Annotated in this window: 20 protein-coding genes; 4 read left to right on the top strand and 16 right to left on the bottom strand. The window is 41.3% G+C overall.

The genetic code is table 11. The annotated features are described in order from the left end of the window. Positions 1-7 precede the first annotated feature (7 nt). The 4 genes from AC4PHI_RS03720 to AC4PHI_RS03705 all read right to left on the bottom strand — a co-directional run bounded on the left by AC4PHI_RS03720 (position 8) and on the right by AC4PHI_RS03705 (position 6,503). On the bottom strand, positions 8-2,671 hold the full coding sequence (locus AC4PHI_RS03720; RefSeq protein ID WP_492200974.1) for an ATP-binding protein: 2,664 nt from the start codon (positions 2,669-2,671) through the stop codon (positions 8-10). Beyond that, positions 2,671-3,891: a metallophosphoesterase family protein gene (locus AC4PHI_RS03715; RefSeq protein ID WP_492200973.1), complete on the bottom strand. Its 1,221-nt coding sequence runs from the start codon at positions 3,889-3,891 to the stop codon at positions 2,671-2,673. The genes AC4PHI_RS03720 and AC4PHI_RS03715 overlap by 1 nt, the downstream gene beginning before the upstream one ends. Before the next feature lie 71 nt (positions 3,892-3,962). Further along, positions 3,963-4,307: a YlbF/YmcA family competence regulator gene (locus tag AC4PHI_RS03710; protein WP_492200972.1), complete on the bottom strand. Its 345-nt coding sequence runs from the start codon at positions 4,305-4,307 to the stop codon at positions 3,963-3,965. Positions 4,308-4,385: 78 nt separating this feature from the next. Continuing rightward, positions 4,386-6,503: a transglycosylase domain-containing protein gene (locus tag AC4PHI_RS03705; RefSeq protein WP_492200971.1), complete on the bottom strand. Its 2,118-nt coding sequence runs from the start codon at positions 6,501-6,503 to the stop codon at positions 4,386-4,388. A gap of 170 nt (positions 6,504-6,673) precedes the next feature. On the opposite strand from AC4PHI_RS03705, the gene AC4PHI_RS03700 reads away from it, so the two are divergent. Beyond that, positions 6,674-7,537, top strand: coding sequence for an RluA family pseudouridine synthase (locus AC4PHI_RS03700; protein WP_492200970.1), 864 nt, complete (start codon positions 6,674-6,676; stop codon positions 7,535-7,537). Between the two features lie 100 nt (positions 7,538-7,637). Here AC4PHI_RS03700 and AC4PHI_RS03695 read toward each other — a convergent pair whose 3' ends face one another. After that, a complete protein-coding gene (locus AC4PHI_RS03695) occupies positions 7,638-9,152 on the bottom strand; it encodes a phosphohexomutase domain-containing protein (RefSeq protein ID WP_492200969.1) in 1,515 nt (504 codons plus the stop codon). A gap of 4 nt (positions 9,153-9,156) precedes the next feature. Further along, the gene (locus AC4PHI_RS03690; protein WP_492200968.1) at positions 9,157-9,612 is read right to left on the bottom strand and encodes an arginine repressor; all 456 of its coding nucleotides are present in this window, start codon (positions 9,610-9,612) and stop codon (positions 9,157-9,159) included. 249 nt (positions 9,613-9,861) lie between these two features. On the opposite strand from AC4PHI_RS03690, the gene argS reads away from it, so the two are divergent. Next, positions 9,862-11,553: an arginine--tRNA ligase gene (argS, locus tag AC4PHI_RS03685; protein WP_492200967.1), complete on the top strand. Its 1,692-nt coding sequence runs from the start codon at positions 9,862-9,864 to the stop codon at positions 11,551-11,553. 137 nt (positions 11,554-11,690) lie between these two features. Here the strand turns inward: argS and AC4PHI_RS03680 are convergent, their stop codons facing one another. Together AC4PHI_RS03680 and AC4PHI_RS03675 are read right to left on the bottom strand one after the other, a co-directional pair. Then, complete coding sequence (locus AC4PHI_RS03680) at positions 11,691-12,203, bottom strand: VanZ family protein (protein WP_492200966.1); 513 nt, start codon at positions 12,201-12,203, stop codon at positions 11,691-11,693. A 290-nt stretch (positions 12,204-12,493) separates the two neighbouring features. Then, complete coding sequence (locus AC4PHI_RS03675; protein ID WP_492200965.1) at positions 12,494-12,982, bottom strand: QueT transporter family protein; 489 nt, start codon at positions 12,980-12,982, stop codon at positions 12,494-12,496. Positions 12,983-13,222: 240 nt separating this feature from the next. Between AC4PHI_RS03675 and AC4PHI_RS03670 the strand changes: the two genes are divergently transcribed. Both AC4PHI_RS03670 and AC4PHI_RS03665 read left to right on the top strand, forming a co-directional pair. Beyond that, the gene (locus AC4PHI_RS03670) at positions 13,223-13,372 is read left to right on the top strand and encodes a hypothetical protein (protein WP_170169981.1); all 150 of its coding nucleotides are present in this window, start codon (positions 13,223-13,225) and stop codon (positions 13,370-13,372) included. A gap of 120 nt (positions 13,373-13,492) precedes the next feature. Continuing rightward, entirely contained in the window at positions 13,493-14,449 is a 957-nt protein-coding gene (locus AC4PHI_RS03665) for a diacylglycerol/lipid kinase family protein (protein WP_492200964.1), read from the top strand. Between the two features lie 34 nt (positions 14,450-14,483). Here AC4PHI_RS03665 and recD2 read toward each other — a convergent pair whose 3' ends face one another. The 8 genes from recD2 to AC4PHI_RS03625 form a co-directional block, all read right to left on the bottom strand. Further along, entirely contained in the window at positions 14,484-16,964 is a 2,481-nt protein-coding gene (gene recD2 / locus AC4PHI_RS03660; protein ID WP_492200963.1) for an SF1B family DNA helicase RecD2, read from the bottom strand. An 84-nt stretch (positions 16,965-17,048) separates the two neighbouring features. Then, positions 17,049-18,131 (bottom strand): SepM family pheromone-processing serine protease, encoded by a 1,083-nt coding sequence (locus AC4PHI_RS03655; protein WP_492200962.1) that lies wholly within the window; start codon positions 18,129-18,131, stop codon positions 17,049-17,051. Positions 18,132-18,152: 21 nt separating this feature from the next. Beyond that, positions 18,153-18,641, bottom strand: a complete 489-nt coding sequence (gene coaD / locus AC4PHI_RS03650; RefSeq protein ID WP_492200961.1) for a pantetheine-phosphate adenylyltransferase — start codon at positions 18,639-18,641, stop codon at positions 18,153-18,155. Further along, on the bottom strand, positions 18,642-19,202 hold the full coding sequence (gene rsmD / locus AC4PHI_RS03645) for a 16S rRNA (guanine(966)-N(2))-methyltransferase RsmD (RefSeq protein ID WP_492200960.1): 561 nt from the start codon (positions 19,200-19,202) through the stop codon (positions 18,642-18,644). It abuts the gene before it with no gap. A gap of 74 nt (positions 19,203-19,276) precedes the next feature. Beyond that, complete coding sequence (locus tag AC4PHI_RS03640) at positions 19,277-19,612, bottom strand: YlbG family protein (protein WP_492200959.1); 336 nt, start codon at positions 19,610-19,612, stop codon at positions 19,277-19,279. Continuing rightward, the gene (locus AC4PHI_RS03635; RefSeq protein ID WP_492200958.1) at positions 19,602-20,030 is read right to left on the bottom strand and encodes a YlbF/YmcA family competence regulator; all 429 of its coding nucleotides are present in this window, start codon (positions 20,028-20,030) and stop codon (positions 19,602-19,604) included. The genes AC4PHI_RS03640 and AC4PHI_RS03635 overlap by 11 nt, the downstream gene beginning before the upstream one ends. A gap of 21 nt (positions 20,031-20,051) precedes the next feature. Then, a complete protein-coding gene (locus AC4PHI_RS03630) occupies positions 20,052-21,179 on the bottom strand; it encodes a CAP-associated domain-containing protein (protein WP_492200957.1) in 1,128 nt (375 codons plus the stop codon). Positions 21,180-21,205: 26 nt separating this feature from the next. Beyond that, on the bottom strand, positions 21,206-24,631 hold the full coding sequence (locus AC4PHI_RS03625; protein ID WP_492200956.1) for a pyruvate carboxylase: 3,426 nt from the start codon (positions 24,629-24,631) through the stop codon (positions 21,206-21,208).

Here is a 24,631-nt window from a genome sequence, read left to right as displayed (position 1 = left end):
ACCTCCCTTAAAGTGATAGTGTCTCAAACCCTTGTTCCAAAGCATAATCAGCCAGCTCTGTATCAGAGCTGAAACAAATGATTTGCACTTTGTCGCTAAGACGTTTTAAAACTTTGAACAAACTCTGTTTTCTTTCCCGGTCATAATGCAGCCAGCTGTCATCAATCAACAAAGGCGCTAAATGTTCTTCGCTATTTAGAAAAACGAAAGACAAACGCATCGCCATATAAAGCTGATCCCTGGTGCCTGTAGACAATTCTTTAATCTGAAAGACTTGTCCTGACTGATGAGCCACCAGCAAGTTGCCATCTTCGAAGAAACAGTCTTCATAAGCACCCGCCGTCAGTTCTGTAAAAAATGAAGAACAAGTCGACAGCAGCGCCGGGAACTGCTGTGTTCCCATAAAATCTTGCACATCTTGAACCAAGTTGCTTAGAAGCTTTTGGACGATCCATTCTGATTGCAGCTGATTGATTTCATCCCGCAGACCGGCTTCTTTCTGATACAAATCATTCAGCAAACCGTCAGAAGCCATTTGCTGAATAGCAAACTTCATGCTTTCATATCTTTCCTGAGCTTTTTCTAGTTCCTCCTGATACTCGCTGATTTGAGAATCTATGTGCTCTTTTTGTTCTTGCAAATTACTCAGCTTATAAACTTTTTCTAAATCAAAAATGTCTTTTAATTTCTGCTCTGTCAGTTCTGCTTGGGAAATCATTTTTTTAAAGCTTTGATATTCTCCAACTAACACCGGCACACTTTGAATATCATGCAAACCGTAGTGACTTAGCAACGGCTGGTATTCCTCAGCAAACTGTTTCTTTTTCTCCTTAATGGACTGAAGAGTTTCTACGACTTGAATCTTTCCGGAATTCTCCAGTAGATAAGTTTGTTTCTTATCCTGCATCTCATAAACATAGTTGGAAATTTTTTGCAGCAGCTGTCCAAACTCTTCCTCTTCAACTTTGAACCACTCGTTCAGCCAAATATATTTTTGCCGAAAGACATCCATTTCTCCTTGGAGTTCAGCTGCTTTTTCCCCATCAGAAATATGTTCTCTAGTCAGATCAAACAAACGCTGGCGCAAGTTCAATTCGTTTAACCAGTCCTCTACTTTTTGTTCCTTGTTGAATTGAAACCTTTCGCTCAATCGTTCTTTCTTTTTTTCAAGTGCTTCCGCTTCTTTTTCCAAAATTTCCATATCATGTTCGGTTGTTGCCGTCGACCTGTCGATATTTTTTAATTGAAAATCATACTCTTCATGGACTTTTCGTCTTTCCAAGAAAAAATAGCCAAAGTAACTCAGCATCACAGCAGCAGAAACTAAACCGAATATGGCTACAACAGCGGTTTTCATCACCAATCCGACAATTCCCAGAACAAGAAAAACCAAGCCTGCAAGCAGCGGCATTAAATTCCCAATGGAACGTTGTTCTCTGCGGGACAATTGTTTTTTCCCTATCCGTTCTTTTTCCTGTTTCTGCTGTTCCCTTTGCTCACTACACATCCTTTGACGCTTGTGGATGCCGACTTCCTTTTGTGATAGTGCGATAATTTCCTCAGTATCCCCATCTCCGGGATAAAAGCTTTTCTCGATATCGGAAATTTTCAAATGCTCCCGCAAATTTTCCATATCGCTTTTTCTGCTTCTTTGCAGCCTTTGTAAAATTATTTTTTCTTGATTGAGTTCCTCCATTTCAGGCTTTTCAGAAAGAAACTCTTGGAAACGCAACTCATTATTTAAGAAAAAAGCAAACTTGGGACTTTCTACATCACCGTAATAATGCAGTTGTTCTTCGTGGATTTCCTGCTCCCGCTCAAGCAGCAAATTAAAACGCTGGTAAGCATCCTGCAGAATTTTGACCTCTTGTTCATCCAATTCCTTATTGGTTAATTCTATCTTATCTTTCAATTTCTGATAGTTTTCCCACTCAGGCAGTTGTTCGATCTGCTTCTTGAGTCTGGCCGATTTTTCCCGTTCATCGTTCAGCTGATACTGTTGTTCTTGGATGATTTGATGCAATTCTTGACTAGCAACGATTTGCTGCTGATAGGTTGCTTCTTGCTGCTCTTTTTCAACGATTTTTATTTTCAACTTATCATATTGCTGAAGCAATTGGTTCAATAAAGGTTTACGTCCTCTAGGCTTAAAAATCTCCTGCATATTCTTTTGAAATTTTAACTGTTCTGTGACTAGTTTCTTACTACCAGTCAGGCCCACACTTAACAGCAGGGATTGAAGACGGTCTTCTCCTAAAATCTGGACATCATTTAATTGGCTTTGTTCCAAACTAAACACATCGTCAAACAGTTCTCTAGTCAAGGGAGCCAGTATTTTTTGAAGAAACTCATCATCCCCCTCTAACCCTTCTCCCACTTTGACCACAGCCTTGCCGCTGTTCTCAGACTTGAGACGAGTCACTGTAACTTCTCCGTACTGAGGATGAGAAAAAGTCAAACTGCCTCCGTACAAGGCATTGGATTTCGGCTGATAGTCCGGTGCACTGCTTTTTTTTCTGGGAAAACCAAAGAGCACCTCACGGATAAAATGATAGATGGTAGATTTTCCCGCTTCATTAGGACCATAAATCAAGGTTATCTCATCTGAAAAAGAAATTTGCCGGTCCACTATTTTTCCAAAACCGACAATATCCAATTCTTTTAGCCTCATCACTGATCACCTCGCTTTGCTGCAAATAATTGCTGGAACTCGTTCATCACACGCTGAAGCAGCTCCTCACGCTGCTCCGCGGTAACCGTCAAAAGTTGGGCAGATGTGGCGTGGCGATATAAATCACTGATTGCTTCTTGGAAAACCGAATCAACTTCATAATTCCCCAGCAGCTGTTTCAGTAAATCCTCGTCCAAATGCAAACTCAATTCCGCTTTTTCTGCCCCTTGAGCACTGCTGATATCAAAAATCCATACTTTTCTATTTGTTTTATTGTAAACATCTTGCTGAAGCACATGTAGAAGCTCCTGTCTATTTTGAATATCTTGCAAAATATCGTTGATTGGTTGGCTTCCATCAATAAGCACTAATTTTACAAACCTGAGCTGTTCATCAACCATTTCTGCCAAAGCTTGCTCACAATGGAAAACAAGTTCCTGCATCGTGTAGATTTTTCTTCCTTCTATCGATACTTCTTGCCATTCCACATCGTTGGCACTTTCCCATGTGATATGAGTTTCAGCACCATCAAACTCCGCTAGAACAAAATAGCCGCTGTTTTTTTCTTTTTGGGTGTGCTTCAGCGTACTTCCGGGATAAATGATATATGGATTTTCCTGAACTATTGTGGGTTGATGGATGTGCCCCAATGCCCAGTAATCATAGCCTTTGACTTGCGCAGCATCAACCGAAAAAGAGCCGTAGGGGTTGCTGCCTATCTGTCCGTGATAAAAACCGATATGATAGTCTGCTTGATCATTGCGGTAAGGATAATCTGCCAGTTTAGAATGTTCCAGCCAGCGTTCAGTGTAAGAAAAACCGCTCACCGCAGTAGTCAAGCCATCTCGGCAATTGATTTTTAAAGTAGCGACCTGATCGTCTTCAAAAACAATAACATTATCAGGAAATTCAAACCAGTATTTTTTCGGTTGGAAAAAATCATGATTGCCGAAAGAAAGCAAGACTAGAATATCATGAGCTTTTAATCGCTCCATTTGCTCGATAAAAAAACTTTGGGTCTGAATGGTCACTTGCGGCTGATGGAAAGTATCACCTACTAGTAATAAAAAATCGATATCTTCTTCTATGCCTCGAGTCACCATTGTTTCCAATGCCTGCTGATTTTGTTTTCTTAACATTTTTGACAGTTCTTCAGGGATTTTCCCCAGACCCTCAAAAGACTGGTCCAGATGCATGTCTGCCCCATGAATAAATTTCATTCGCTCCCTCCTCCCATGATTATCTTACAAAAAAAGGCTGTCTCTCAAGCGAAATGAGACAACCTTTTTTACTAATCTTCGTATAATTCTTTTACAGGTGTCATGATGATTCGATTTAAATCATTGACAATGGTGCTGAATGCTTGTTCCCTCATCATCAAGTCGTTAATCTTTGGCGAAGCTTGAACTTTTTCAGTCAATTCCTGTGCTTGCTTTGCATCATCGTCAGTGAACTCTTCACCACTCATTTGTTTCTCCTGAAAAGATATCTGTAATTCCTGAAATTTCTTAAACAAATCAAAAGCTTCAGCATCTTTTTTTAATTCATTAAAGGCATCCTTCAAGGCTAGAAACTCTGGAAGCTGACGAATCTCTCTCTCAATTTGATTGGCGCTGTCATAAATATTTACTGTCATTCATTTGCCTCTTTTCATTTATTCTTTTACTGTCTTCCATTGTACCATCATCTAAACAGTTTTCCTAGAAGAAGCAGTTTACCAATTATCTTTAATGGAATTCCACCAGTTGCTCACTTTGTCCCTGACTTTTCCGGCACCTTCCTTGATTTTATCACCCCAGTAGTCTGCCCCTTCTTTCAGCTGATTTTCCAAGTCTTCCAAATCAGAATCATTGAACAATCCTTCCGAATCCCCATTGACATTTCCTACTTCGAACTGGGTGCCCGGTGAATTAGGCAAAATCCTTTCTGCCTGATCTTTGAAAAGCTGAGACAATATCTGCCCGCTGGAACCAGTCAGATAATGATCAGGGCCGCTTTCGTCAAACCCCATCCATGTGGCAATGACCACATCCGGCGTATAACCGATGATCCACTGGTCCTTGGAACCACCCGCTGCGGCGATATTTTCTGTGGTCCCGGTTTTTCCTGCCATGCTGTAGCCATAGGGTTGAGCACTGACACCTGTTCCGTTGGTAAAAACACCTTGAAGCATACTGGTCATGTCATTAGCAGTTTTTTTAGAAGTCACCGATTTTGCCCGGGGATTTTCATTTTCATAAACGATTGCTCCAGAGGCATCTTCTATCTTGCGGATAAAACGCGCCGGAATCTGTTGCCCATTATTAGCGAATACAGCATACGCATTGGCCATTTTCATGGGCGAAGTTCCCTTGGTCATTCCTCCAAGCGCCAATCCGTGATAATGATCTTCTTTCACTAATTTGATTCCAAATTTTTCAACTTTTTTTGCGCCTGTATCGATGCCCACTTCATCAAACAACCAGACCGCAGAGGCATTTAAACTTTGCTCCAATGCCAAATGAAGAGGAACGTCGCCGCGGTAGATCTTGTCATAGTTTTCCACATCATAGTATGATAATTTTTCATCTTTCAAAATAGAGTCAGCGTTATACCCCGCCTCAAGTGCTGGCGTGTAAACAGCTAAAGGCTTCATCGTTGAGCCAGGGGAAAGCCGGGATTGTGTGGCTCTGTTCAAGCCGAGTATCGTTTTCTCTCCACGTCCGCCAACTACAGCTTCCACACCACCTGTTTTCGGATTGATGGCAATAGATGCCCCCTGAACCATGGCATTATCGGAAGGTGCGTTGGATGGAAACAAATAATCATTTTGGAAAGAGGTGTCCATTCCCTGCTGATAGTTCTGGTCAAGATAGGTGTATACTTTATAGCCTTTATTTTGCAAGTCTTCTGGCGATATTTTCGCCTTTACTTCTGCTTCTCTCAGTATCTCGTCAAAGTAATAAGGGTAGCGGTAACTGTCCGTACTCACCTGATAGTTGTCACTGATATACAGCGGCGCTTGTTTTAGTTGAGCCGCCTCCGTCTCTTCCATTTTTCCGTTAGCCACCATGGAATCAAAAACTACATCCCGCCGTGCAATGGCATTGTCGTAATGGTCAATAGGATTAAAAATTTCCGGTCCTTTCAGCATTCCCACCAGTACGGCAGCTTCGTCTTTTGTCAAGTCCGATGCGGGTTTGGCAAAGTATCTGTGTGAGGCATCTTCGATTCCCCAAACACCATTAGCCATGTACACATTATTTAAATACATTTCTAAAATTTCATCTTTTGAATATTTTTTCTCGATTTCTATTGAAAGAAACAACTCTCTGGCTTTACGGGTCAATGTTTGGTCCAAGGTCAGATAAGCGTTTTTTGCCAACTGCTGGGTGATGGTACTTCCACCACCGGTAATCCTGCCAGAGGTGACTCTACCGACTACCGCCCGAAGAATCCCTTTGATATCATAGCCGTTGTGAGTGTAAAAACGCCGGTCCTCGGTGGAAACTAATGCGTCTACCACATGGGGAGAGACTTGATCCAACGTAACCACGGTTCCTTTTTGACCATGAAACATCCCAGCCTCCTGATCATTTTTATCATAAATCACTGTCCGCATTTCCAAGCCGTCTTTCAGCATGCCTACATTTTGCGTTTTAGCCAGATAGAATAAATAGATACTGGTTACCAGAACAACCGTCAAGCCTAACAAAAGAATGATTTTGTTGATCTGATATTTTTTCCAAATACGTTTGCGCCACTGATGAAAGCGACTCAGATATGGTCTGAGCCATGCCCAAAAGGTTTTCAGGTACTCACCTATTTTGTGCAATATATGTTTAAAGTCCATGATACTCCCTCTTTTTCAATAATAATATCTTGTTCATTCTATCATATTTTACTCTAAAACCACTAATCCCTAAGACTGATTTGCATGATTTAGGATATTTTTAACATCTCTTCTAACTTTTTTAAATAGTGTGTTACAATACTTAAAAACCTAAAAGGAAAATTTATTATATGAAATTCAGTATCATTTTACCTCCCCATTTTATATCCCGCGATATTCGCTCACTTTTAGAAGACCATTGGCTGGTGCCTAGAAAAGTCCGTCATTTCCTGCGTGTCAGGAAAAATGTGCTAGTTAACGGTGAAGTAAAAATGTTTCATGAGTTTGTACAAGCTGGAGATGAAATCACCTTGATTTTCGAGCCCACTGATTATTCAAATTCAGAGGTTTTGCCGGGAGACAAGAAATTGGTGCAGACTATTTTTGAAGATGAGCATCTGATTATCGTGGAAAAACCTGCCAAAATGAAGACCCATCCTAATCAGCCTGATGAAAAGGATACTTTGCTTAACCATCTGGCGGATTATTTGATGGAAAAAAATCAGATACCTTACGTCGTTCACCGCTTGGATAAAGAAACCAGCGGGTTGATTGTATTTGCGAAAAATCCGTTTATTTTGCCGATATTAGGGCGTATGATGGAACAAAAATCGATCAAAAGAGTCTATCAGGCTGTCGTTCAGGGGGAAATAAAACAAGAGACCCTGACTATTACTAAAAAAATCGGCCGGGACAGACATGACAGGCGGAAAAGGGTCATAGACAAACGCAACGGTCAGTACGCCGAAACAAAAGTTCATGTCACTAAGGGGAGCAAACAACACTCTTTTCTAACTTGTTTCCTTGCCACTGGGCGGACACACCAGATACGCGTCCATCTTCAAAGTATAGGACATCCTGTTATAGGCGACCCCCTGTACAATCCTTCTTATTCAGATGATCAACGCTTAATGCTGCATGCCCATGAATTAAGCTTTGTTCATCCTTTGACAGAGAAAAAAATACATGTTCAGAGTCCCTTCTCCCTATGGTAGAAGAAAACGACAAATAAAAAAGATCCGAAAATCAGATTGAGTTTCTGTTTTTCGGAGCTTCTTTGTTTTTCTATACAGTTATTGCCATAAAAATATGTGCCTACTTCAACAGCTCAGACAAAGCTGAGGTGTTCAACTCGGGGAAAACTTCAAAGAATTCCTTCAATTTTTTGAACACACCAATATTTTTTCCTGCCACATCATTTTCTACCTGCAAGACTAATAATGGCTCATGGAGACTCATCCGCAACAAAAACCAGCCTGACCCATCTTCTCCACGAAGATTGACACGGATACCTTCTTCATTATCCAAGTCGATGGACCAATCAGGAAACTTTTCGATAAAATCAGCCATTACATCAATGACCTCTGTACCTTTTTGACGATAGTTTTCCCCGCTGATACGAAAACGGACTTCTTGGGTTTCCTCCGGTTGCTTCAAGTCGGCAATCAAATCATTTAATGTGCGTCCCTCTTCTGATAATTTCGGCAGCAGCATCAATATTTTTGCAACCACATAGGCACCGTCGTCAAGGAAATAATTTTCTTTAAATGCCGCATGACCGCTGGTTTCAATAGCCAGTTCGGTTTGGATTCCCTGCTTGTTCAACTCTATGGCTTTATTGATAACATTTCGATACCCGCACAAGTAGCGCACCTGCTTACCGCCTAAAAGCTCGATAAAATCTTTCAAATGACTGGATGTGGGCGAGTTCGTCACAATCGTAGTGCCCGGATGCTCCTTTAATACGATTTGTGCCAGCACCGCTATCAAATTATTACGGTTCAAAGCACTGCCATCTTTAGCCACCACCGCTGCACGGTCCACATCTGTGTCAAAAATCACTCCTAAATCTGCACCGTTAGCAAGCACTGCTTGCTGAATGCTTGCCATGGCTTCTTTATTGTCAGGATTTGGCATGTGGTTAGGAAATGTCCCATCAGGAGTTAAAAACTGACTCCCTGTTGTTTTGGCACCTAAAGCTGCCAGTACTTTTTCTGCAAAAAAACCGCCGGCACCGTTACCGGCATCTACAATGATATGAAAATCTTTTAATGGCTGTTCTTCCCCGTTACCGATTCCTTGACGGATTTTTTTGACAAGATCTTCAGCATATTCAGAAATCAAATCTTTTTTTACAACAGTTCCTGTGTCGGTAGACTGCGCTGAAAAAGGTTTCTCTCCGTGATCTAAAATAAAAGCAATATCTTCGCTCTCTGCTCCTCCATCCTTCGTAAAGAACTTCAGACCGTTAAAATAATAAGGCAAATGACTGGCCGTAATCATAATACTGGCATCGCTGTCAAATGAGGCAAACTGGGTAGCCATAAACATCGCCGGCGTGGTCGCTAATCCCGCATCGATTACAGCCACTCCGTGAGCTGAAAAAGTGTCAATCAAACTTTTCTTCAAACCCGGTCCTGACAAACGGCTGTCTTGTCCCACTGCGATAGTGGCATTAGACAAATTCAGATGCTTTTTTTCTTGTAACCAATGCAGCACGCCTACGGCAATTTTTTCTGCATCTAAAGGCGTCAGATTCGCTTCCTCTTCTTTTGTCGTAATCGAAATCCCCCGGATATCTGAGCCGTTCTTTAAATCTTTTAAAGACATTTCCCTACTCCTTTTCTATGATTGTTTCTAATTGGGCTTTAAATAGTGTTGCTTGTTCTTCGCTGACCAAAATGATGACTACCGTATCCGTGCCGGCGATCGTGCCAGCAACTTCAGCGAAATGGGCCTCATCGATCAAAGCGGCCACCATGTTAGCAGTGCCCAACTGAGTGTGTAAAATTAACATAAACTGGACTTGAACGACATGAGAAACCATCTCTGCAATGATTTCTTCCAGCTCCAAGGCATTCTCTCTTTGTTCTTCCAGTTGAACATACCGCACTTTTCCTTCTGCATCGTGACGTTTGACGATGCCCAACTCACGGATATCACGAGAAATCGTTGCTTGAGTTGCCATCACTCCTTGTCGACTCAATATTTGAATCAATTCATCTTGAGTTTCAATGCTTTGTTCATTTAATAAACTTAGAATCAATCGATGTCGATCAGCTTTTTTCATCGCAGTCCCCTCTTTCGAATTTAACGGTTTAATTATAGCATAAGTTGAATAGGAGATTCGATTAATTCCTGTTTGAAAAAAACAAATCTGATTAATTTGAAAATTATCTGCCTTCCCCAGACATTCTGCCTTTGCTCTGTGAATAAAAGATAGGATTTCACCCTTTTTTTTGTTATAATGTCAGTTGGTATCTGTATTAAATGTATAACATTAAATAGAGCATCGTTTTTTTATTTTAGGAGGTACAATATGAATGGAAAAAAAGTCATCGCATCTGCTTTGGAAAAAGCATTAAAAGACTACTTGTCATTAGATGAAATCACTCAATTAATTGAACAACCAAAAATCAGCGAACACGGCGACTTGGCCTTTCCCGTTTTTTCATTGGCAAAAGTCATGCGCAAATCCCCTCAAGTGATTGCCCAAGACATTGCCGAACAGCTGAACCCGGAAGATTTTGAGGCAATCAACGTGGTGGGACCTTACATCAATTTCTTCTTGAAAAAAAATCTTGTCAGCGAAGCAACATTGAAACAAATTTTAGCGGCAGAAAACCACTATGGAGATGAAACTATTGGTGAAAACCGGATGGTCCCTATCGATATGTCCTCTCCCAATATCGCAAAACCCATGTCTATGGGGCACTTGCGTTCCACGGTAATCGGCAACAGCATCGCACTGATTTTAGAAAAAATCGGCTACCAGCCATTCAAAATAAATTATATTGGTGATTGGGGAACTCAATTCGGCAAACTGATTGTGGCTTATAAAAAATGGGGTTCAGAGGAAGCAGTTAAAAAAGATCCAATAAAAGAATTGCTGCGTTTATATGTGGATTTCCATGAAGAGGCTGAAACTGATCCAAGTCTGGAAGACGAAGGACGTGCCTGGTTTAAAAAGCTGGAGGACGGCGACGAAGAAGCCACTCACCTGTGGCAGTGGTTTCGTGAAGAATCACTGAATGAATTCCAACGTATTTATGATTTGCTGGAAGTGACCTTTGATTCCTATAACGGCGAATCTTTTTACAATGATAAAATGGACTACCCGATTCAACTGCTGGAAGAAAAACATTTATTGACATCTGATGCGGGAGCAGACATTGTTGATTTATCTGCTTATAATTTAAATCCGGCCTTAATCAGAAAATCTGACGGAGCCACCTTATATATCACTAGAGATTTAGCCTCCGCACTTTACCGTAAAGAAACTTACGATTTCGTAAAAGCTTTATATGTGGTCGGCAATGAGCAGTCGATTCATTTCAAACAGTTAAAAGCTGTTTTGAAAGAAATGGGTTATGACTGGTCGGAGGACATTCAACATATTCCTTTTGGCCTGATTACCAAAGACGGGAAAAAACTCTCTACACGTAAAGGAAAAATCGTGCTGTTGGAAGAAGTTCTCCAAGAAGCCATCACGTTAGCCAAAGCACAGATTGAAGAAAAAAATCCGACCTTGGCTGACAAAGATGAGATTGCCCGCCAAGTAGGGGTGGGTGCCGTTATTTTCCATGATCTTAAAAATGACCGCATGAATAATTTTGATTTTTCATTAGAGGACGTGGTGAGATTTGAGGGAGAAACAGGCCCTTATGTACAGTACACTCATGCACGCTGTGCGTCTATCCTGCGCCGGACCAACTGGGAGAAAAAAGCTGACCAAACCTATCAACTCGATGATGCAGAAAGTTGGGAAGTCATCAAACTGCTGCAAGCATTCCCGCTGATGATTGAAAGATCTGCAGAAAAATACGAACCGTCGATTATGGCAAAATATGTCATTGATTTAGCACAAACATTCAATAAATATTATGCCCATGTAAAAATCGTTCACGAAGATGAGCAGCAAGATTCACGTTTGGCTTTAGTCCGTTCCGTCGAGATTGTTTTAAAAGAAGGCCTGCGTCTCCTTGGAGTCCACGCACCTGACGAAATGTAAACAGTAAAGACTAAGCAAAAATTGCAAAACATAGAAAAATCCCACGAAATCACTTGTCTAAAGCATTGATTTCATGGGATTCTTTATTTTAAAAAGCTCTCTATCTCAAGTTTTAAAAGACCTGTTAGTCTGTTGTTTTAATTTATCAGCACCATATAACTTAAAAGCGCTATTGATAGAACTCCAATAACAACACCTAAAAAGTTCAGGACTTTATTAAGTCTCGGCTTGCTTCGGAAAATCAACTCCAGCAGATCATACAAAATCAAACCGGCCAATCCTCCTAAAGTGTTGTTGATGACATCAGTAATATCACTGCCTCCGATTGCCCAAATGTATTGAATGGCCTCAAAAGAAACACTGACCGCAAAAATCAGGAACAATTTTGTCAGGAATCCCCGCTTAGGCATCACCATGGACAATAATAAGCCGAAAGGAACAAAAATCAAAACATTGTAAATGATTTCTGTTTTGTCTATCTGACCATTGACGATACTGGAAGCACCGTAGGGAATAAGATTTAAATGACGCATATTGGGCAACTCATCTAAAGATAATGATAACTTGAACAGCACGATCCAAGTCAGCAATGCTAAATAAACCAATAAAATAAAGGTGGATAGTAAACGTTGTCTTGTTTCATATTTCATCTTAATCAACTCCTCCCCTTCATTATAGAAAATTACTGCAGGTACTGCCATAGGACCTAAGGACGAAAAAGAGCTAGGTCTCCTTACCTAACTTTCTGAATTTAATTTTTCACAGCGGATTAAAAATTATCAATGAATCTCTTTGATTGCTTGCAGCTTATCTGATAATATTTTGCGCAACTCTCATTTTAGTTCAAATTTACAGTTTGCCGTTAAAAAAATCGACCTTCTAAAAGTTTTAGTTTTACTTTTAGGAAGTCGATATATGACTAATAATTTTTCAGCACAAATTAAAAATCCAAGTTTATTCTAGTACTGATATAGTACATCACAGGTGCAGCGATCCCCATAACAATAAATTCGCTTAGGGCAGTCCAACCGTAAGTCAGCCAAAAGGGGACTTGTATCGCCACGTGAAGCATCCAAGCAATCAACCCCATACTGACACTGAACACCAAGACATTGGCTGCCATCAGCCATCTGGTATCTTTGATATAACGTTTCAAAAATCTGGTGACTGACAGTGCGGCCAGTGTTTGCCCACCGCCAAACAGTACGTCTAAAATTCCAAACTCTGAAAACATCAAATTATATAAAACAACACCTAAAAATACGCCCCAAATCAATTTTTTGTTAAAAACCACTAAATGATTGAAACTTTCAGATATCCTGAATTGAATCGGACCTGACGCCACAGGATTCACTAAAATCGTCAGGGCAAGATACATGGCTGCAACAATACCATTAAGAAGCAGCCCTTTTGTTTTTTTGTTTTGCATAAAAATTCCTCCTAGTTTTGATGACGCGGGATGGTATGAATGAACCGCGATATTTTTTAATCTTCTACCACTGTAGTGCTTTTTATTCACAAAGTCAATGTGTATTTTCAAGTATTCCCTACTTTACAAAAGTTTTTGTTTGCTTTTTTTTAAGCTTTAGTGTAGTATATGACTGTTGGAATTTCGTTATCAAATAAACGTTAGACGCCTTCTAGCAAAATTATGAAGGGAGAGAATGTTATGATTTACGATAACGCTCAATTTAAATACCGTGTGGCCTTAAACACACAGACCCAAACTTTTATCGCTTATGATGCAAAAGATGATTCAAAAGTTGGCTACGGTATTACGATTGAAAAAGCAGTAGAAGCATTGAAAAATCTTATTTAAGGAGTTTTCCGATGAACGATTCTTGTACTGACTCAAGATGAAGAAGTCATTAGCACGATACCATGTGATCTAATGACTTTTTTTATTTACCGACAATTCAAACAAACGAAAGGGTTCACTATGAATGACTTGTTTTTACATATTATAGCGAATGAACATTCAGGAGGCGGCAAAGGAAAGCAAGCCGCAAATGATGTGAAAGATTATTTAAATAAAAATAACATCCCTTATAACTATTACCCTTCGGAGTATGCCGGTCACGCCATCGGACTTTCCAAAGACCTGTTGGAAACAACTCTCAAGCCATGGTCAAAAGATTTCAAATCTCCGTACCCTCTGCTGGTAGTTTTAGGAGGAGACGGGACTCTCCACGAAGTCACTAATGCTTTGGGAAATCGTTTAGACATCCCCCTGGGCTATATCCCCAGCGGTTCGGGAAATGACTTTGCGCGAAGTGCGGGAATTCCCCGGGAGCCTTTAGAAGCCTTGAAATTACTTTTAAAGACAGACAAACCCCAGGAATTATTTCTCTTAAATTGTTTGGACAAAGTAAAACGTCACGAAACTTTGATCACAAATAACTTGGGGATCGGCTTAGATGCTTCCATTGTGGCAGCTGCCAATCAATCTGAAAAAAAGCAGTCCTTCAACCGGCTGCAAATCGGTGCATTTATTTATTTATTTTCAGCCATCAAGGTACTATTTCAGCAAAAAGGATTTCCCTTGTCGGTAAGGACAGAAAAAGAAGATGCTGTGTTTGAGCGCGCCTTTCTTGTCACTTGTACCAAGCATCCTTACTTTGGCGGCGGCTTAAAAATCGCCCCGAAAGCTTCTGCTTTTAATCAAAATATTGAACTGGTTGTCGTAGAAAGGATACCCCTTTATAAAATTTTATATTTGGTTTTTCTTTTGTTGCGAGGCAAACACCTTGAGTCCAAATATGTTTCCCATTTCAAAGCACGAGAAATAAATTTGAGCACCTCATCCAAAGAGTATGGTCAAATGAGCGGGGAGATTATTCCTAAACAAAACTTTGATGTGAGACTTTCTACTATAAAAAGATTTTTTTGGTTTTAAAAAAGACACAATCTCACTATCGGATTGTGTCTTTTTAAGTTTGAAAATCATAAGGTGTCAAAGTCTCATCCATGCCGATCATCGGGGAAATCATACCGTGCTGGATTTTATCCAGTGTCAATATCCAGTTTTCAGTTGCCTTCTCCTCTGGTTCTACCGAAACATCTTCTTCGCCAATTGCAAATCCCGGCTGATTCTCTGTTGAAGCTTTTTCTATCGTCATATTCTCATAGCTGACAGGCTGGCTGCCGGGTTGAAGCACTCCGATAGCACCATAAATCCTGTTCAGCAAATACGTTTTACGATTGGTTCCCTCATTTTCTGCCGCCCGTCTGAAAGCTTCGGGTTCCCCTAGCAGAATCAGCTTTTCCTGACTCCTAGTGATTCCGGTATACAGCAGATTGCGCTGCAGCATCCGAAAGTATTGCTGCACCATCGGCAAAATCACCATTTTAAACTCACTGCCTTGAGATTTATGAATGGAACAACAATAGGATAAAGTAATCTTATTCCACTCGTTCCGCTGATAAGTCACTTCGGTCTGATCAAAAGAAATCACCAGCTTATCTACTTTGTCTTCATTATCTTTGCCATAGATTATTCCCGTAACAATCCCCATATCCCCGTTGAAAACATTGAGCTCCGGTTCGTTCACCAGCTGGAGGACTTTATCTCCAATCCGGTAAACTTTATCGTTCCACTTAACCTCTTTTCGCCTGCCCGTGTCATTAGGATTAAAAACTTCCTGCATCATTTTATTTAAATTATCGATACCTGCGACTCCCCGGTACATGGGAGCCAGTACTTGAATATCTTGAGCTGTAAAACCTTTTATCTGGGCTTTTTGTACAATCTGTCTGATTAAATTTTCCACTTGATAAGCAGTGCAGGCAAAAAACGACCGGTCTTTTTGATTTTTTTGCAAGTCTTTTGGCAGTACGCCGTTTTTAATGCTGTGAGCCAATGGGATGATGGAAGAATCGTTTCCCTGACGATAAATTTCTGTCAATTCACAACTAGGGATATCATCCACTTGCAGCAAATCATGCAGAACCTGCCCAGGACCAACGGAAGGAAGCTGATCTTTATCTCCGACAAAAATAACCTGCATATTGGTTGGAATCGCCTTTAGCAAAGTATTTGCCAGCCAAGTGTCCACCATAGACATCTCGTCTACAATCAAAATACCCCCATTCAGTTCTTCCACTTCCTCAACGCTGTTCTTCTCCAGACCAGTCAATCCCAGCATACGGTGAATCGTACTGGCCGGCAAGCCTGTCGTTTCATTCATCCGTTTTGCGGCACGGCCGGTAGGTGCTGCCAATAATATGGGAAACACTTCATCGTGATAGTCATTGATATCCAGAGACAAATCATTAAGTGCAGCAAATAATGACACAATGCCATTAACCACCGTGGTTTTTCCCGTACCAGGACCACCAGTGAGAATGAACAAAGGCGAACAGACGGCTTCTTTCATAGCTGCTATCTGGGAAGGACCATAAGACATACCGTTGCTCTTTTCCAACACTTTGATCAAGTCCGTAATTTGTTCATCATCGTAGTGTATCCTTTTTTTACGGGATAACAAACGCTTGATAGACGTGGCGATGCCCATCTCTGCAAAGCACAAAGAGTTGTCAAAAATTTTCGTTTCTTCCTGTTGTATTTTATTTTCTTCCACTAGCTGAATGATTTGATCCGCCACCATCTGAGGAGCTATTTCCACTGCACGGCTGTTCTCCAGCGTTTCGATTACTGCTTTGAGTAAATCTTCCGCCTCCATATATGTGTTGCCTTCGCTCATGGAGTTTTGCAGTAATTCAAATTGGACCGCTGCCCGCAGTCTGACGGGAGCATCCGCTGCGATGCCCAATCTCTCTGCTAATAAGTCGGCACGCTTAAACCCGATACCTTCAACATCTTCAATCAAACGATAAGGATCTTCTTCTATCAATTCAAGAGTCTCTGATTTGTAAAGTTGATAAATCGTCATTGCCAGCTGACTGCCGAACCCGTAGTCATGCAAGGAAACAATGGTTTGTTCCATACCGTAATTTTCACGGATGCCTTCCTGCAACGCCTGCTGACGTTTTTGCGTCAACCCGGGGACTTCTGACAAACGACTGGGGTCATTCATGATGATTTCAATGGCATCAGGTCCTAAAATATCCACGATTTTTTCGGCTGTTTTTTTCCCGATTCCAGGAAACGCTTCGCCGGAAAGATATTCTACCAGTCCGTTTTCCGAAGTAGGTTTTACTTTTTTATAAGTAGCCGCTTGAAACTGTCTGCCATATCTGGGATGATCGACCACATCTCCAAAAAATTGATATGTTTCGCCCTCTAAAATATCTCCAAAGCTTCCAGTCACCACGATTTCAGGTTCTTCATAATGACTGCTGGTTTCTTCAATCGCAATCAGCATCACTTTATAAAAATTTGCCGGATTTTGAAAAAAAACAGCCTGAACGCTGCCGATTATAAATGGCTTTTCTATCATTTGTTCTTCCATAGACTTGTTTCCTCTCCTTATCCGATCATTCATAATCAATCTTAAACTTTCCGCTGTCTGATTACAAGAAAAAAACAGCAAGTCTTACTTACTGTCTTTGTTTTTCAAACTTTCCATATAATCCAATGCATCTTGCACTGTTTTGACTGGGATGATCTTCATCTTGGTTTTTATTTTCTTTGCAGCGGCAAGCGCTTGCTGATAATTATTTTTCAGGTCAGGATGTTCTTCCAAGACTTCCTTCGAGTAGGGTTCATCTGGTGCGAAAAAGATTTCTGCCCCCGCCCGGTCAGCGGCTACTATTTTTTTGTCGATACCGCCAATCATCCCGACTTTTCCGTCACTTTTTATTTCTCCGGTACCGGCTATCAGGCGACCTTTTCTTAAAGATTTGCCAATAAGGGATTCATAAATTTCCAGTGTGAACATCAAACCTGCTGACGGTCCGCCAATGCCCTCCACCTCAAATGTGATGTCGCGGTCAGACACCAGTTCCTTGCGTTCGATCAGAGTGATTCCAACTCCTATCCGCTGCTCATCATTTAATTCCGTGAGTTTGCCGGAAACAGATTTCTTTTCCCCATCACGTTCAATTTTCAGATTTACAGTGTCTCCAAGTTCCTTCGCCCCTACATAATTCATAAATTCTTCCGTTGTCTCAAAAGATAAATCATCCACCTGATAGACTAAATCACCAACGGCCAACTCCCCGCGAAAATCAGAGGTCGCCATAACATCCATCACATAGACACCTTTGTATGAAAAATGATAGGTTTCCCCTGCCAAATCCAAAGCTACCTTCTTTGCCATATTTTCAGATGATGACATTTGCAGCTCTCCCAGCAAATCATGCTCCTCACTTGTGCGATCTCCTAAAAAATCTTCTTTAGGAATAATTTCTTGAAAGGTGTCTTTTTTTGCCAATAAAAACGTGGCAGGTGTAGCCTGTCTAATACCAACTGTCGTCAGTAAATAAGCGCCTGTATGGTCATTGCTTTTTCCGTCCACCCGAACGAACTGCTGGACATCTTCAGCACTGCCAGGCATTTCAATAAAATAAGGGATGGGAATAAAAATTCCCGCTGCCATTATAAATGACAGGATAAAAACACTGATGAAAATTGCAATATGCTTTCTGTGACGTCTGTTATGAGGAAATTTCATCATCAAAAATCCTTTTCTTTAAAATTATTTTTCTTGATATTTCTTAATGACTGCTTGGTTAACAGCTTCGGGTAAAAATTTAGAAACGTCTCCCCCAAAACTTGCGATTTCTTTGATAAGACTGGAACTTAATTTACTATGTTCCGGCGCAGCAAGCAAGAATACCGTCTCGATTTCCGAAAACAGGGCTTGATTCATCTGAGCAATATTCTTTTCGTACTCATAATCCTGAATATTACGGATGCCTCTGATCAAAAAAGAAGCCCCTAGCTCTTTTGCCAATTCAACAGTCAGCCCGGATTGATGGGTCACGACTGAAACATTGTTCAATTGTTTTGTACACTGTTCAGCAAGCTGCGTTTTTTCATCTGGCGTGAACAAAGATTGTTTGCTGGTGTTCGTCATAATAGCAATGACCACTTCATCGAATAATTTGGCTGCCCGTTCGATGGTATTCAAGTGACCAAGAGTAAAAGGATCAAAACTTCCCGGAAATAAACCAATCTTTTTCATCTAAACGCCTGCTTTCTTTTGATATATTGTAATCCTGGTGTTGCCATATAATTGATTTTTTTTACACTTCAACCCAGGGATATTTTCATTCAGTTCAACAGACTTATCTGTTTCGCAAACAATCATTCCACTTTCAGCAATCAAACCGCTATCCAGCATCACATTCAGTTCTTCTTCTATTTTCTGCATCAAATAAGGCGGATCTAAAAAAATCACATCAAAGATTGTGCCCGCCTCAGCAAATTCTTTCAGGGCGGTCTCCGCCTTTTTTTTCATGATTACAACTTGAGACTCCGCTTTCAGTAAGCTGACATTCTCCTTGATGACTCTGACAGCCTGATAGTGATGATCGACACAATAGGCCCGACTGCATCCTCTGGACAATGCTTCTAGTGCCAGATTGCCGCTGCCGCTATATAAATCCAAAACGATTTCCCCATCAAAGTAAGGGCCGATCATATTAAAAATCGCTCCCTTGATCTTATCAGATGTGGGGCGGGTGTTGCTGCCTTCCAACGTTTTCAATCTTCGGCCTTTAAATTTTCCTGCCACGATTCTCATCAGCATTCCACTCCCATTTCATAAAAAAATTCATCAAGACGGCTTATCAAGCACTTGATGAATTTTTCAGTTCATTAAACTTCATCTGACAGCTTGATGGTCGTACCTAGTTCTTCCACATCAAAACCGTCATCATCCTCTAAATCGATTTTACTGTATTCTATAGAGACATCCGGGCGGTAAGAACGCTCAACACGATGCACAAAGTTTAATTTCTCAATGACCGACATATTTTTTTCAACGGCTACCTCATCCATATAAATCAAAACATATTTCATTTGTCTTGAGACATAACTGATAATGCCGAATTTTCTCAATTGGCGCAAAGGGCGCAAGGTGTGCATCCAAACGATCAGTCCGCGGCGTTTTTTCCACGGCAACATTTGCTCTTGTTTTTCATTATCCAACATGACAGCTACCTCCACATCCTCTTTGGGCAAACTCAAAAAATGGGTTCCCTGCATCTATTTTAATGTCCGGAGAGACAACCTGTGCTAAACGGTAGGAAATCCTATCTAAAATTTCTTGCAGATCAGTTTCGTTTCTCCGAAAATTCATAATCAACGGGTCTGTATCGATGCGGCGTTTCTCCTTGCGGACTGCCCGACGCTTTTCCTTATAATCCGGCGCATGTTTGCCATAAGCTTCAACACGCTCAAAAGCCCGTTTCGCTTCTGAAAAACTGCGGAGTTTTCGCTGGACATCTTCAGATTCTTCCATAGCAATTTTACTAGAAATCAGTTTTTCCATCGTATCGCTTTCCATGATTCTTTTAACTAACTCGTTAAGCTGGTCCTCTATGGCAAAAACTTCTTCAGTGTAAATCATTACTTTTATTCCTACTTTCCTTCAATCGCTTGTTGCTGTCTGCTCAGACACTGATTCGCTAAGCATCAGAAAAACAAAATCATCCTTGAATGACACGCCGATTTCTCCCTGTTCTATCTGGTTTAGAGGTAACTGTGACAGAAAATTACTATACCACTGCATCAGCATGTAGGGAATATCACGGGTAGGCATATAGGCCAGTCCGTATGTATCATCCATCGAAACTTTGTTTTCCTTTGCGATTTTTTCGATTTCCTTCTGTGTCAAATAAAAGGGCTGCCGGTAAGTCTGGAGGCTCATCTGTACTGCCAGCTCGTCCAATGCTTCTGTTTCCAAAAAAGTTTCCTTTTCTTTTAAAAAGCTGGCAAGCAATCTGCTGCTTTCTTGAAACAACTGTCCATTCGCAACAAAAATTTCTTTCCCGTCACGTTCGCGGATAAGATTGACAAGTGAGAAAAACTGTCTCTCCAAATGTCTCTGGGAAAGTTCTAGACTTTCCGAATCACTGCTTTTTTTCTCAGGAAGCTCTCCTTCCTGCAAATTGTAAGGCATTAGTGACAGCAATACAGCAGTGCTCAAATACCTGATCCCGGTCACCTTTTTACTTTCTCCGTCAATATGGAGAATCGCAAAACTATCATTATCAAATGCCACAAGGGGCTGCGTACTCATATCTTTTTCAGTGAGTTCCACTACATAATCTTTCTCACCCTGCTTAAAACTAAAGTTGGAATAAAGCGTGGTGACAGACGAAATTTCATGCAATGTCATCCCAATATTAAAAAAATCACAGTCAACGGCGGAACCCAAAACAAAAATAGATTGAATCACCTTATCTTCTATCAACAATTGTAGAAAATCAGAACCATCCTCCCCAAAAATCCACCATGAGCTAGTGTCATCCACTTCTTGTATCTCGATAGGCTCTCCAAAATTTTGAATAAACGACTCTGTTTTTTTCCCAATATATTGAGATAAGCCTGAAGAAGAAACCTTCCCCTGCATGAACTTCTGGTTTTTTTCTTCGGGAACTTTCGAGCCAATATCAAGAGGTTGGGGAGGCGTATCATCGGGAAAAACAATTGGCTGCATGTACGCTATGATCAGAAAAACAACTGATACTAATAGAAAATGAGCAACTCTTTTCACACGCTCTCCCCTCTTTCATCTGCTGACTATCTCGGTGTGATCTCGACCAGCAAGTCTCCAGACTGAATCGGATCCCCTGCTGCTGCGTGAACTACACTGATTATACCATCAAACGGCGCTTGAATCATTGTTTCCATCTTCATCGCCTCTGTGACCATCAGTGTTTGACCTTTTTTCACAGTATCGCCTGCTGCCACAAGTACGTCTAAAACAGAACCCGGCATCGTTGCCCCCAAGTGTTCCTTCTTGGTCGGCTCTGCTTTAGGTTTTAAAATAACTTGAGACTTGACGCTATTATCTTTGATAACGACTTCGCGGCGCTGACCATTAAATATGAAATACAGGATTCGATTTCCTTCAATGTTTGGTTCACCGACCTCATCCAAACGGATATTAAAGTGCTTGCCTTTTTCAATCTTCACGCGAATCGTTTCATTCGGCCGCATGCCGTAAAAGAAGCTCGGTGTATCCAAAACGGTCAAATCTCCATAAGTATCATTGGCTTTCCGGTAATCTAAAAATACTTGCGGATACATAATATAACTCAATACTTCTTCATGACTTGGTTTGTATTCAATCAACTTTTCCAGCTCTGCTTCAACGTCAGCAAAGTCAATAGGATCAGCCAGCGATCCAGGTCTGACATCAATGGACGGACGCCCCTGCAAAACAATTTCTTTCAATTTTTCCGGGAAACCGCCTGTGGGCTGGCCTAAATCGCCCTGGAAAAAACTGACAACTGATTCAGGGAAGCTCAGCGTATCCCCTTTTTGGTAAATATCTTCTTCCGTCAACTCATTTTGAACCATAAACAGCGCCATATCCCCTACAACTTTAGAAGAAGGTGTCACTTTAACGATGTCGCCGAACATTTGGTTAACTTCAGCATATACTTTCTTGATTTTCTCCCATTGATCTTCCAAACCAACGGCTTTTGCCTGTTGCTGCAAGTTAGAATACTGTCCTCCCGGCATCTCATGAGCATACACTTCTGTTTGAGGAGCGTTGATGCCATTTTCAAATTGAGAATAATAACTCCGGACATTTTCCCAATAGTGATTGACCCGCTGTGCATTTTCGATATCGATTTTAGGTGTTTTTTCATCTTGGCCCAAAGCGTAATAGAAACTGCTCATACTTGGCTGGCTAGTGGAACTGCTCATGGCACTTGTTGCCACATCCACAATGTCCACTCCTGCCCGGACTGCCGACGAATATGTGATGATACCATTGCCGCTGGTATCATGCATATGCAGATGGACCGGCAAAGATACTTTATCTTTGAGAGCACTAATCAAATGGTAAGCCGCTTGAGGCTTCATCAACCCTGCCATATCTTTTATGGCAATGATGTGTGCCCCCATTTTTTCCAGCTCCAAAGCAAGCTCGACATAGTAGTCGATATTATATTTTGTTCTTGTTTGAGACAAAGCATCTCCAGTGTAGCAAATCGCTGCTTCTGCGATTTTTCCGGTATCGCGGACGACTTGGATACTTTTCTCCATTTGCGGCAGCCAGTTCAAACTATCAAAGATTCTAAAAACATCAATGCCTTGACGGGCAGACTCTTTAATGAATTCTTCAATCACATTGTCAGGATAATTTTGATACCCTACGGCATTAGAACCGCGGAATAACATTTGAAGCAGGGTATTAGGCATTGCCTCACGGATTTTTCTCAATCTGACCCAAGGATCTTCATTTAAAAAGCGATAGGCCACATCAAATGTCGCACCGCCCCACACTTCGCATGAAAACAGCTGCGGCAGTGCTTCTTCAGTACAACCGGCTATTTTTACGATATCCTGTGTCCTTACCCGAGTTGCCAATAAACTTTGATGGGCATCTCTGAATGTGGTATCTGTCAATAGGACAGCTTCTTGGTTTTTGATCCACTCACTGACCGCTTCTGGCCCTTGACTATCTAAAATATTTTTAGCTGTAGGACCAGCATCACCAGCATTCAAAGCAATTTTTCCAGGTTTTCTAAAGATTGGCTTGTTGACCTTTTCTATCCCCGGGAAGCCATTCACCGTCACTTCCCCAAGATATTTTAACATCCGGTTGCCGCGGTCACGAATCCGCGGAAAAACAAACAATTCAGGGGCACCATCGATAAAAGTCGTTTTTGCTTCCCCGGTTTGAAATTGTTCATGATGGATTACATTGGATAGAAATATAATATTGGTTTTTACACCACGAATCCTAAATTCTTTCAATGCCCGTTTCATTTTTGTCACAGCTTTGGAAAAATCAGAGCCGTAAGTACACACTTTTACTAACAAAGAATCGAAGTAAGGCGTTACTTCTGCACCCGTGTAGGCATTTCCTACATCCAAACGAACACCTAAACCGCCCGGGGAACGATACGTGTCAATAGTTCCGGTGTCAGGTAAAAAGTTGTTGGCAGGATCTTCCGTCGTTATCCGACATTGAATCGCCGCCCCTTTTATTTTGATGTCTTTTTGTTCCGGGATACCGATTTCTTCATGGAGCTGCAAGCCTTGGGCAATTTGCAGTTGTGCCACCACAATATCTGTATCTGTAATCATTTCTGTGATTGTATGTTCCACTTGGACCCGCGGATTGACTTCAATAAAGTAAAACTGGTCCCCTTCCACCAGAAACTCAACAGTCCCTGCGTTGGAATACCTCACATGCTTCATCAAACGGACAGCAGCGTCACAGATTTCTTCCCTCAACTCTTCGGAAATAGAAACGCATGGTGCCACCTCGACCACTTTTTGATGACGGCGCTGAACAGAACAATCCCGTTCATAAAGATGGACGATATTCCCGTGTTCGTCTCCCAGGATTTGTACTTCTATATGTTTTGGATCGCTGATATATTTTTCCACATAAACATCACCACTGCCAAAAGCAGCCTTAGCTTCGCTGGAGGCTCTGGAAAATCCGTCTTTTGCTTCTTCGGCGTTGCGGACGATACGCATTCCTCTGCCGCCGCCGCCAAGCGCTGCTTTGATTATCAGCGGATACCCGTGGCTTTCGCCAAAGGCTAATACCCCGTCTAAATGATCCACAGGTCCGTCTGTACCTGGGATGGACTGGATACCAGCCTCATCAGCTGCAGCTTTTGCTTTGATTTTATCTCCGAAAATATCTAAATTTTCAACAGAGGGACCGATAAATTTGATGCCTTCTTCTGCACACCTTTTTGCAAAGGCCACATTCTCAGATAAAAAGCCGTAACCTGGGTGAATGCCGTCTGCACCAGAATTTTTAGCAATCCTTATGATATCTTCAATATCCAGATAGGCCTCAATCGGTTTTTTCCCTTTTCCTACCAGATACGCTTCATCGGCTTTGTATCGATGAATGGCATCTTCATCCTCCGCCGCAAAAATTCCGACTGTCGGCATGTCTAACTCGGTACATGCGCGGAACACTCGGACAGCAATCTCTCCTCTATTTGCAACCAACACTTTTTTCAT

This window comes from Vagococcus sp. QWL-13 (assembly GCF_058683555.1).
Note: the sequence above shows the minus strand (reverse complement) of the source record. Positions and strands in the feature narration are given on the sequence as shown.